The sequence below is a fragment of the Nitrospinota bacterium genome (genome assembly GCA_029881495.1).
In the GTDB taxonomy this organism is placed as follows: Bacteria; Nitrospinota_A; UBA7883; order JACRGQ01; family JACRGQ01; genus JAOUMJ01.
The window spans coordinates 42,855-54,484 of sequence record JAOUMJ010000020.1 but is presented as its reverse complement, the minus strand read 5'-3'; the positions used below and the strand labels follow the sequence as shown (position 1 = coordinate 54,484).

Genomic DNA, 11,630 nt, shown 5'->3' with positions numbered 1-11,630 from the left:
TCGAACGTGAGCCTCCGGCGCGACCGAAAAGGGAGCGCAAGCAAACAGGACGTTTGCTTAGGAGCCGAATCGGGGTCGAGCGAGCATTGCAGGAGCAATGCGAGAGTGACCGTATCCCCGTCTCCCGCTCCAAATAATAACTCGATAATACCGCCAAGACCGACGCTCCAAACAGTTCCGATTTCCCGACAGGGGATCGAACGTGAGGCTCCGGCGCGACCCTACTGCAGAGGGTTAACAGATTTCATCAATCAATCAATCAGACCAGGGAGCCCCAATACCTATTCCAAACGCCACGGATTTTGTAAATGTGTTTACTTCAACCGAAAGGGTTCCCAATTCAATCCAAAACTGCAACCCAGCATTCAGGTTTATCCCGCTCTTCGTTCTTGATGGTCGTTCGATATTATAAATTTCTGTTTGAGCAGGATAACCTGCCGGCATTCCAGGGAATTCCTTCTGCCTTTCAAAAACATCATAACCTGTCGCATTGCCATACCCGATCCCCGCAAAAGCTCCCACTCCACCTGCCTCTCCAATGCCTAGAGTTTTGGTAACCCCTACAGTGATAACTTCACTATTCCATCGGCTTTCAAATTTATCCGTGCTTAACAGCTCGCTTTCAGTCTTGGGAAATCCCATATCATTATCGACGGTATATTGTTTACCAGCATAAAAACCAAATGGAATCGCATTGGTATAATAAAATATCTTTGGGCCAATAATCATAGGCACTCCATCTGTCTTTCCGGCGAGGCCTGCAATCCCTAAAAAATGATTGCCGGCTTCAGCATGTTTAAAAGGAAAAAACAAAAGCAATACCAGAAAGACAATGTAACGAATTCCTGCCATAAACAATCTCCCTATATTAATTTGAATTTAATGCTATAAGAATACAATAAGAACTTGCTAAATTTTCCACCTTTTTTAGCCTTTCCCCAGTGTCAACGAAATAATAAATATAATTTTACCTGCCAATCTGTCACGAAAAGGACATGATTAAATAGCCAACCTCTTGAAACTGTACAATGTTTATAATTGCCATCAAATGTAACGTTATAATATTGCGTATTTTTTAAAATAATTTCTAAAAGGGAGTGAATTTACAAAATAACTATGACGATTCAAGTCTGATATTTTCGTCTGTCTATAAGTCTCAGGAACCATAAATTACACGTTTATTTTTTTATGCTATCGACCAATGGTTGTCGATCGATATTTGCCTGTAATTTTAATTGCTGTAATCACACTTCTACTTTATTGGCAGGGGCATCTTTTCCGCTATCCTCATTTTTAACTTGAAGAGTTTTTACACAAACTTGCATAAAAACATCACCAGTCAGCGATGACACATTCATTCATCTAATCTGTTTCCTTGTTGCCAATTTATAAAGCGGATAGAATGACGGGATGTTTGTACTTAAAGCCAAGAAACTCGACCCTAAAGCGAAACTCCCGAATTCGGCGCACCCGGGCGACCTGGCGTGCGACCTCTTCGCGCTTGAAGAGACCGTCATCCCGGCAAAGGGACAGGTGAAGATAAAGACCGGCATCGCGCTTGAGTTCCCCGATGGGTGGGGGGGAATAGTAAAAGACAGGTCCTCGCTCGCGTCCGCACGGCTATACACCTCCGCGGGGGTAATTGACGCAGGGTACCGAGGCGAAGTGATGATCCTCATGAGGAACGACAACGATAGCGACTACACCATAGGGAGGGGGGACAAGATCGCGCAGATAGTCCCTCTGCAGGCCCAAAATTGGCGGATAGTGGAGGCTATGGAGCTCTCCGATACCGTCCGCGCCGAAAACGGTTTCGGCAGTACCGGCAAACGCTGAACAAATCAGGCAACGAACCTCGGATCTTCGAAAATAATCCCCTCTTTCCCCTGAAATTCCATAAAAATCAGGCCACAGCTTGACTAGGCCGTTATAAGGTCTTATTCAACTACAAGAAAATAGCAAACAAACCGAAATTTGGAGGAAATATGGGTAAAATTGTAGGAATCGACCTCGGTACGACCAACTCCGTCGTAGCCGTTATGGAAGGTGGAGAGCCAAGGGTCATAGTGAACGAGGAGGGTTCCAGGACTACTCCATCAGTTGTGGCCTTTACAAAAGATGGAGAAACACTCGTCGGGCAGGTGGCCAAACGCCAGGCGGTTACGAATCCGCATAACACCATTTATTCGATAAAAAGGTTTATGGGTCGCCATTACAGCGAAGTAACCGAAGAGGCGAAAATGGTTCCTTATGAAGTGAAGGAAGCTTCGGGCGGAACTGGGGTTGTCATAAAAGTCGGCAAGAAGGAACATACGCCGGAGGAGATATCGGCAATGATCCTTCGCAAGCTGAAACAGTCGGCGGAAGCGTACCTCGGCGAAAAAGTAACCGAAGCGGTTATCACCGTGCCGGCCTACTTCAACGACGCGCAGAGACAGGCGACCAAAGACGCGGGAAAGATAGCTGGTCTCGAAGTAAAAAGAATAATCAACGAACCGACAGCCGCGGCGCTCGCCTACGGCCTTGATAAAAAATCTGATGAAATGATCGCCGTATACGACTTCGGCGGTGGTACGTTCGATATCTCCGTCCTTGAGGTAGGAGATAACGTCGTCGAGGTTAAATCGACCAATGGCGACACCCACCTGGGGGGTGACAACCTGGATCAGAAGATCATCGACTGGCTGATAGCGGAGTTTAAAAAGGACCAGGGTATCGACCTCTCCAAGGATGCCATGGCCCTGCAGAGACTGCGCGAGGCGGCTGAAAAGGCGAAGATGGAACTCTCCACCGTGACCGAAACCGACATCAATCTCCCTTTTATCACTGCTGACCAGTCGGGCCCGAAGCATATGAACATGAAACTTTCAAGGGCGCAGTTCGAGAGGATGGTAGACAGCCTGATAACCAGAACACTCGGGCCGCTCAAAAAGGCCCTGGCTGACGCATCCCTTTCACCCAGCGACATCAAGGAAGCCGTTCTTGTGGGTGGTTCCACAAGAGTTCCGAAAATCTCCAACCTCGTGAAGGAATACTTCGGCAAGGAGCCACACAAAGGTGTGAACCCGGATGAAGTCGTTGCCCTCGGCGCGGCTGTTCAGGCGGGCGTACTCGCGGGAGACGTGAAGGACATCCTTCTTTTGGACGTTACCCCGCTATCGCTCGGCATCGAAACCCTCGGCGGCGTCATGACGAAACTGATAGAGAGAAACTCGACTATCCCGACCAGGAAAAGCGAGGTATTTTCAACCGCGGCAGACAGCCAGACATCTGTGGAGATACATGTTCTCCAGGGTGAACGCGAAATGGCCTCCGATAACAGGACGCTTGGAAGGTTCCACCTGGAAGGGATACCGGCGGCGCCTCGCGGAATTCCGCAGATCGAAGTGACTTTCGATATCGACGCTAACGGAATAGCCCATGTCTCCGCCAAGGATAAGGGTACAGGCAAGGAGCAGAAGATCACCATCACATCGAGCACCGGCCTTTCCGATGACGAAGTGAGCCAGATGGTTAAGGACGCCGAATCCCACGCGGAGGAGGACAAGAAAAAACGGGAAAAGGTCGACGTGCGCAACACGGCCGATTCGCTAATTTTCCAGACCGAAAAGACCCTCAAGGAAAACGGCGACAAACTGCCGGATGCGGTTAAGAAGCCGGTGGAGGACGGCATTGCCGAACTGAAATCCGCGATGGAGTCGGACGACATCGAGAAGATGAAATCGGTAATGGAGAGCCTCAAGGAGAAGGCGCACAAGATGGCGGAAGAGATCTACAAGACCGCCGCCGCGGGAGCGCCAACCGATGGGGACTCCGCTTCTGGCGGAGCCGCTGGAGGCAACAAGGATAACGTCGTCGACGCCGAATTCGAAGACGCCGAAAAGAAATAATCGAACAGTCTATGCCGGGGCGGGAACTCTTTCTCCCCCGGCTTTTTATATACCAGGCGGCTTAACAAACCGCATATCAGCTTTTATACCTTCCAACAAACTTCAGCATATCCGCAACTCCCCCTTTTGATAGCGCGTTGTCGGCATGCAGAAGATTAAAGAGCGCCGAAAAGGCGAAAAAGCCGAGGAGATATTCATGGTACGGAACTACCAATATGCCGGGAAGCGCCGAGAAAACTATCGCTGCCGCCAAAGGGAGTGCCGCATCCCCCCTCGCTCCGTAAAACCACGCGGCGGCTATCCCGACATTCGCGAATAGAAGAAAGAACATCAGCAACACGCCGCCCTTCGCCGAAATATTCTGAAAAGCGAAATAGGGGTGTTCAGACAAAATCCTTATTACCTCTCCTTTCAGTATCTTTTCATATCCGGACGTAAAAGGGGCAACCCCAGGCTTTATCTCGTTCGCCCTGCTGAATCCAACGTCGTCCCTGTACTCCGCGACAAAAGGATTTTTCAGATAGCCAAGGCCTATATAAACCGAATGCCATATCGTGTTCCCGGTCTCCTCGCTTGTGTATCCGGGGCGGTTTTCCAGAAGATACCTGTCCCTCTCCCCCGCAAGATGACCAAAGAATAGAGATGGAATAACAAACGAGACCAGAAGAATGGCTGTATTAAGAGCTGCGCCACTGCGGGAAACTCCCCTGGAAAAGAAAAGGTAAAACACCAGAAAGATGAGCGCTCCGCTCCCGGCGTGCGCCCTTGTTTCGTTGGCAAGACCGCATGCAAGACCGGCTATCGCGAGAAGGATAAAATCCCTTTTCGCCTCCCCCTTTCCATACAGGAGGAGGAACGGAAGCACCGTGAACATAACAACCGCCGGGGCGATGCTGTAAAGATCGCCGACCCTGAATGAGATGAATCCTGTCAGCAAGAGATTCAAAACAGCCCATACCCTCCCCTGCTTCGTTTTACACAACTTGACGGCAGACACAACCGCTACAAAAAGAGAGATGGAGAGTATCCCGATAAAAAACGTGTCGATGCCGGCTTCTATTGAAACTCCAAAAAGGCGGGCAATTTTCGGAACAAAATAATAGATCGCGGGGTCGTCGGCAAATCCTGCCGCCTTGAACCCGCTACCATCAACCGCGACGAGAGGAACACCGCTCTTCTCAAGCCCTGCCAGCGTATCCGCCAGGAGTTTATGACGGTAATCCATCAGGGAGATTACTATGTCAGCCCCCTTGCCCGTTTTATCGCCCCTTCCAGCTCCGCTATATTCTCTACTACGGTAACGCCGGGAAAACTTTTCAATCTCGCCGTGTTCTCAAGATCCACCGGACGCGGAAATACCTTGACCGGCTTCGTCGCGCCGGTCGATTCAACGACCTCTTCCAGATCGGTGGGGAACACTACTATCGGTACTCTCGCCTTCCCGGCCTGCGCGAAGAGGTTCGTGATAAGAGAATCGGATATCCCGCAGACAAACTTGGCGACCGAATTGGACGTAGCAGGCGAAATTACCAGCAGATCGTATTTCCCTGTGAAGAAACCTTTCACTGCTACGGTGGATGCCGACCTGTCGGAAAGCGGCTTTGAGGGGAGCGGCACCTTGTAGATGGAAACTACCTCTATCCCTGCCGGAGAGACGAATACATCGGCCTCTCCTGCTCTACCGATAACGTCGGCGCTCTCCCTCAGCATATGCCCCGCGCCGGTTATACCCCAGGCGATTTTCCCCATATCATCTCCATTACATAATCTATTACCCGTTATGTTAATATCACAGCCACTGATAGGAAAGGGCAAATATTTCTAATGACTGACGCTTTCGAAAAAAAGGTCGCGGATATTTTCCCGCTTTTAGGGAGACGGATCGTGACCGAAGTCCCCTACAACGACCCAATGGAGTACTTCAACTCTATTGAGACCGGAGCCGAAGGGGATATCCTGCTCCTTGGCGGCGATTCCGTTTCCGGAAACGGGAGATTCTCCATCGCGGCGGTAAAACCTCTCTTCACCATATCGGCAGAGAAAGGGGAAACGCTCCTGAAATATGGCGGCGAGACCTTTACTTTCAGAACATCGCCGGAAGAAGTCATCGATATCCTGCACCGGCATCTGCCGAAAGAGGAATCATCCATCCCCTGCTTCGACGGCGGCCTTGTCTTCCTTCTGCCGTACGAGCTAAATCGCCGTTTCGAAAAGCTCCCCGCGCGAAAAAACAGAGCAGGCGAAGCTCCGCTCTGGTGCGGAATGTACGCCACCGTCCGCATTTTTGATTCCCTTTTATCAAAGGCGCACGACGTCTCGTTCACCGGTGAATATCCGGTTTCAAAAGACAACAACTCCGCCGAACAGGAGCAACAGTATTTCATCTCCCCGTTTGAATGCGATGAAAGCAAGGCAGACTACATCCGCAAGATAAAAGATATACAAAGTAGAATAGCCGAGGGGGACGCATACCAGGTAAACCTCTCCCGCAGGCTCACAGCCTTGTTTGAAGGCTCCCCGCTTTCCCTTTTCAGGGATCTGGCAATTATAAACCCGTCATCTTTCGGCGCGTATATAAATGGAGGCGATTTCCACTTCATTTCAATGTCCCCAGAACTTTTTTTCAGGACGGAAGGAAATCACATCACGACAAAACCGATAAAGGGGACATCTCCCCGGTCCGAAGATCCAGACATCGACGCGCAAAATAAAAATATTCTAAAGCTCTCCGAAAAGGACAAGGCGGAGAACGTGATGATAGTCGACCTTATGCGAAACGACCTTTCAAGGATCTGCTCCCCCGGATCGGTAAAGGTCTCCTCCCTTTTCAACTGCGAATCGCTTCCGACAGTTCACCACCTTGTATCAACCGTGGAAGGGGAATTGAAAAATGAGATATCTTTCCCCCGGATCATCAGAGCGCTCTTCCCCGGAGGCTCCGTAACCGGCGCGCCAAAAATAAAATCGATGGAGATCATTCAGGAACTCGAAACTACCCCGCGAGGTTTCTACTGCGGAGCCTTGACCTGCTGCGGTATCAATGGAAACATTACCGCGTCGATACTTATACGCACTCTGACCATCGCCAACGGCAAGGCCGAATACAGAACAGGCGGAGGAATCACAGCCTATTCCGACCCTGAACAGGAATTCGCCGAAACAGGATACAAGGCGAAGGTGCTCCTTGAACTTCAAAAGAAAGGCGACACGCAAAAATGTCTGGAACCTACTCGATAGTAAACGGCGAACTGAGACTGGTGGACGATCATTCGGTGAACGTCAAAGACAGAAGCTTTTCGCTCGGGGACGGCCTTTTCGAAACCGTGAAGGTGAAAAACTACATGCCGGTATGGATATCCGAACATCTGAAAAGGATGGAGAACTCCGCCCACTTCGCCCGCATAGGATATCCCGGCAAGAACAGGATGATAAAACATATCGATACGCTTATCGAAAGCAACGGCATCAAAAACGGATTTCTTCGGATAACGCTTTCACGCGGAACATCCGAAAAGGGGAGCTTCGGCGATATCCCCCTGGATTGCACTTTCGCAATAATCGGCTCCGAGAGTGAAACCCCCGCAGACCCGCTGAAAGCAAAATTCGCCCCCTGGCCGTCAAACGCCGACGACCCGGCGGTGAAACACAAAACAACATCGAGGTTTTCAAATGTCCACGCCTGGATGAAAGGCAAGGAGCAAGGGATGGATGAACTACTCTTCGTGAACACAAGAGATGAGCTCGCCGAAGGGGTATTCTCCAACATCTTTTTCGCGAAAGGGAAAACCCTCTGCACACCGTCGCTTGAATGCGGAATACTCCCAGGAATAACGAGAGAAAAGATTATCGACCTCGCCCGGCGGATGCAGATCGAAGTAAGCGAAGGGGCGTTTCGAAAATCTGATATTCTCGATGCCGATGAAATCTTTTTCACGAACTCCCTGTCGCTGGTGCGCTACTGCGCCGAGTTTGAAGGAAAAGAGCTCGGCGAAGGGAAATTCGCCAAATCGCTAAAGAGGGACCTGGCGTCAATTTTGTAATTCGTCGCTCCCCCAAATCGCGCCGCCGGACAAAGATAATAGATAAGAAGCGAATATCTCTCTGCCCCCTGCTCCCTCACTCCTTTCTGGAATGAAAGCGGAAGGGGTGTTTCAATTTCCAAATCCGTCCGCATGCTCCTGACCATTCGGCGCCTCCGCCTGATAAAATAGCATTCATGGGAAAAATGAAGGCGTGGCTTATCGAAGAGACCGCACCCGCGGAAGAAAAAAAACTTGCACTGCGCGAGGTCGAAAAACCGGAGCCTGGAAAGGGGGAGGTGCAGATTAAAATCTCCGCCTGCGGAGTCTGCCATACCGACCTTCACGCCGTGGAGGGGGAGCTTCCTCTCCCGACGCTCCCGATCATCCCCGGCCACCAGGTAGTAGGCAAGGTTTCAGGGAACGGTGAAAGCGCAAAAAGATTCAAGCCGGGGGAAAGGGTCGGCATCGCATGGCTCCGTTCCGCGTGCGGGAAGTGCGGATACTGCCGCAGTGGCCTTGAGAACCTGTGCGATTCTATCAGCTTCACCGGCTTCCACTCCAACGGCGGTTACGCCGAATACATCACCGCGCCGGAAGATTTCGTATACCCCCTTCCTGACCACTTTGACGACCTACATGCCGCCCCCCTTCTCTGCGCTGGGATAATAGGCTATCGCGCGCTTAGACTCTCGGAAATTAAGAGCGGAGAGACGCTCGGCATTTTCGGTTTCGGCGCATCGGCGCACATTGCTATCCAGATAGCGATACACCGCGGCGCGAACGTTTATGTTTTCACCCGTTCAAAGGAGCACAGGGAACATGCCATGAAACTTGGAGCCGTCTGGGCAGGCTCTGCCGATGATCCATCCCCCGCTCTTCTTTCCGCCGCGATATCTTTCGCCCCCGCCGGCTCGCTCATTCCAAAAGCGATGGAGAAGCTAGACAAGGGGGGAACTCTCGCGCTAGCCGGGGTATATGTCGACGATGTTCCGCGCATGGATTATGAGAAACATCTCTTCAACGAAAAGAGGATACTCTCCGTAACAGCCTCGACGAGGAGCGACGGCATCGAGCTGTTAAGGGCATCTGCCGAGATCCCCGTAAAGACCGATATAAAACCTTACCCTTTCGAAAGAGCGCCCGAAGCGCTTATCGACCTGAAACATAGCCGGATAAACGGCGCTGCTGTTTTGCGTATCAAATGATCCATTTTCACCTCTCTTTGGAGCGTGGGTACAGTCAGAAAACCGCTCACGTGGGGGGAAACCGGTAAAAATCGGGTATAATCAAAAGACAGATTTACCAGAGATTTGATCCTTTTACACGCTATTAATTGAAATTGAGGAGATGATTATGCCGCTTCCACACACCATGCCAACACCTCTCAGATTGTTGTCTTTCGCGCTCTTCACCGTTTTCCTTATCGGATTGCCAATACATTCCGCGCATGCCGCGGATGATGCCGCTCTCCGCGATGAGGCTCTCGGATACTTCGAGCCGCTCCCCGACAAACCGGTATTTAAAAACGAAAACCCGGCCAACAAGGAGAAGCTGGAACTTGGCAAGATGCTCTACTTCGAAACGCGTCTTTCAAAATCGAATGTATTTTCCTGCGCGTCGTGCCACAATCTCTCAACAGGCGGCGTGGATAACAACCCTTTCTCCACCGGGCATAAATGGATGGTCGGCGGAAGGAACGCTCCAACGGTGCTGAACGCTTCGCTACACATCGCCCAGTTCTGGGATGGACGGGCCGCGGACGTGGAGGCGCAGGCACAAGGGCCGATACTAGCCGATGTTGAAATGGGGGCAACTCAAAAACTCGTGCTTAAAAGGCTCGGCTCGATACCGGAATATGTCTATCGATTCGGAAAGGCGTTCCCAAACGAAAAGGAACCTCTCAGGTATGAAAACATCGCTAACGCCATCGGCGCCTTCGAAAGGACACTCCTCACCCCTTCAAGATTCGACAGCTTTCTGAAAGGGGACAACAAGGCGCTCACAGAGAAAGAGAAAGAGGGCCTGCGCATCTTCATGAACATCAATTGCGCCGGTTGCCATAACGGACCAGCGGTAGGAGGAAACGGATACCAGAAATTCGGCGTGGTAAAAAAACCGAAAAACATGGAAGACCTGGGGCGATTCGGCGTGACCAAGGCGGAAGAGGATAAAAATGTTTTCAAGATCCCCTCGCTCCGAAACATTGAGCTGACATACCCCTACTTCCATGACGGGCGGCACTGGAAACTCGAGGACGCGGTAAAGGATATGGCACTCTACCAGCTAGGTGAGCCTGTCTCAAGGGACGACGTCGACGCGATAGTGGCGTTCCTTAAATCGCTGACAGGCAAGATGCCCGATATAGTCCTCCCGATACTCCCGCCGTCGACCGATTCGACGCCGATACCGGACAGAAACTGATCCATCAACCGGCAGAGGGGCGAGAGCATACGCTCCTCTGCCGGTTCTCTATACCTATCTGAAACTCTTACGACTCACATGGTCGCCGACACGGCGCATCCAGGCAAGCTCCTCCTCGCTCATCGCCCCGCGGTCAAGAGCGGCGAGAGCCTCCCCCATCTGTGCAGTGTCGGCGGGGCCTGTCATGCAGAGGTCGAAATTTGGATTCGACAATACGAACCTGTAACAGTCCGAAGCCCGCGGCACCATTTCTCCGGCGGGCATTTTCCCCTTCTTTAACAGCTGTCCCCACGAAGTGGCCGTATAGGCAACCGTGCCGGGACGATCCCCTTTCAGCATCGGGAATACGTCCGAGTCCGCCCCCCTGTGGGCGGCGTTGTACCGTATATGAAATATATCTCCGACACCCTTCTCGGCGAACACCGGGAACGCCGGCCTGTTGTGCCCCGAGATGGCGATATGGCGAACAAGCCCCTTCTCCCTTAGTTCCGCGCAGATGTCGAGTATCTTCGGGGAGGGGGTAGAGTTGTACCAGCCGAGTAAGAGCGCATCGGCATAATCAAGGCCGGTTTTCTTTAGGAAGCTGTAAAAACTTCTGCGGAACTGCCAGCCCCATCTCGTATAGACCTGGGCGACTATGAAAAGCTCATCCCTCTTCCCGGCGGCGCAAAGATTTTTAATCGCTTCATTCATCCCTTTTTTGCGGAATGAACCGTGATAGAAATAGTTGCACCCCCGCTCGAACGCCATCTCGACCGCGCCAGCCGGCACACCGTAGCCGCCGGAGACGGCAATCCTTCCAACTACCCTCCCTGTCTTGCCAAGCGTTGTTTCGCGGAACGAATTTTCCGTGACTGACGATGATCCCAATTTGCCACCCCCCTCTTCGAATTGTTAAATTTCAATTTTCCAGAACGAAAGATCTATTTACTCGGTTTCTCCAGATCCCGGGCAAATTTTCATTGCCATGAATGCGCTGTTTACCAGTAATAGTATACTAGCTGTTGAGAGCAATTTTCGCTCATCGACTTGAAAGAACAGCGAGGGCTCGCTTATAGGGAGACTTTATTCAGCTATGGCAAATTCGGAAAAGATCGCGACAAACCGGGTGAAAACGGCTTCCAGAAGCCGGGTGCGGAGAAGGCTCTTTTGTTGCTATAATATGTTACGTTTCATTCAAACCAAAGGGAGAAAGATGCTCAGTTTAGGGAGAAATATATCCTACATTTTTTGTAGGTTGGCCTCACAATTTTGGAAAATTCGCTTTTGTAGAGATTGTCACCACCTCCTCGCTTCT

Annotated in this window: 10 protein-coding genes; 6 read left to right on the top strand and 4 right to left on the bottom strand. The window is 51.2% G+C overall.

Translation table 11 applies throughout. The features are described 5' to 3' along the window. Positions 1-255 precede the first annotated feature (255 nt). Positions 256-852, bottom strand: coding sequence for a hypothetical protein (locus tag OEY64_09490; protein MDH5543183.1), 597 nt, complete (start codon positions 850-852; stop codon positions 256-258). A 558-nt stretch (positions 853-1,410) separates the two neighbouring features. On the opposite strand from OEY64_09490, the gene dut reads away from it, so the two are divergent. Together dut and dnaK are read left to right on the top strand one after the other, a co-directional pair. After that, positions 1,411-1,836, top strand: coding sequence for a dUTP diphosphatase (dut, locus tag OEY64_09485; protein ID MDH5543182.1), 426 nt, complete (start codon positions 1,411-1,413; stop codon positions 1,834-1,836). Between the two features lie 149 nt (positions 1,837-1,985). After that, positions 1,986-3,890 carry a molecular chaperone DnaK gene (gene dnaK / locus OEY64_09480; protein MDH5543181.1) on the top strand — a complete coding sequence of 635 codons (1,905 nt, stop codon included), beginning with the start codon at positions 1,986-1,988 and terminating at the stop codon, positions 3,888-3,890. A gap of 76 nt (positions 3,891-3,966) precedes the next feature. On the opposite strand, the gene OEY64_09475 is transcribed toward dnaK, so the two are convergent. Both OEY64_09475 and OEY64_09470 read right to left on the bottom strand, forming a co-directional pair. Further along, the gene (locus OEY64_09475; GenBank protein MDH5543180.1) at positions 3,967-5,115 is read right to left on the bottom strand and encodes a hypothetical protein; all 1,149 of its coding nucleotides are present in this window, start codon (positions 5,113-5,115) and stop codon (positions 3,967-3,969) included. A gap of 11 nt (positions 5,116-5,126) precedes the next feature. Further along, complete coding sequence (locus OEY64_09470) at positions 5,127-5,639, bottom strand: flavoprotein (protein ID MDH5543179.1); 513 nt, start codon at positions 5,637-5,639, stop codon at positions 5,127-5,129. Positions 5,640-5,714: 75 nt separating this feature from the next. Here OEY64_09470 and pabB point away from each other — a divergent pair, with 75 nt between their 5' ends. The 4 genes from pabB (at position 5,715) to OEY64_09450 (ending at position 10,333) form a co-directional block, all read left to right on the top strand. Continuing rightward, entirely contained in the window at positions 5,715-7,127 is a 1,413-nt protein-coding gene (pabB, locus tag OEY64_09465; protein MDH5543178.1) for an aminodeoxychorismate synthase component I, read from the top strand. Next, on the top strand, positions 7,106-7,930 hold the full coding sequence (locus OEY64_09460; GenBank protein MDH5543177.1) for an aminotransferase class IV: 825 nt from the start codon (positions 7,106-7,108) through the stop codon (positions 7,928-7,930). Before pabB ends, OEY64_09460 begins: the two co-directional genes overlap by 22 nt. A 185-nt stretch (positions 7,931-8,115) precedes the next feature. Then, a complete protein-coding gene (locus OEY64_09455) occupies positions 8,116-9,117 on the top strand; it encodes a zinc-dependent alcohol dehydrogenase family protein (GenBank protein ID MDH5543176.1) in 1,002 nt (333 codons plus the stop codon). Between the two features lie 148 nt (positions 9,118-9,265). Beyond that, positions 9,266-10,333, top strand: a complete 1,068-nt coding sequence (locus OEY64_09450; GenBank protein ID MDH5543175.1) for a cytochrome-c peroxidase — start codon at positions 9,266-9,268, stop codon at positions 10,331-10,333. Positions 10,334-10,387: 54 nt separating this feature from the next. Here the strand turns inward: OEY64_09450 and OEY64_09445 are convergent, their stop codons facing one another. Continuing rightward, on the bottom strand, positions 10,388-11,203 hold the full coding sequence (locus OEY64_09445) for an aldo/keto reductase (GenBank protein MDH5543174.1): 816 nt from the start codon (positions 11,201-11,203) through the stop codon (positions 10,388-10,390). Positions 11,204-11,630: the final 427 nt, after the last annotated feature.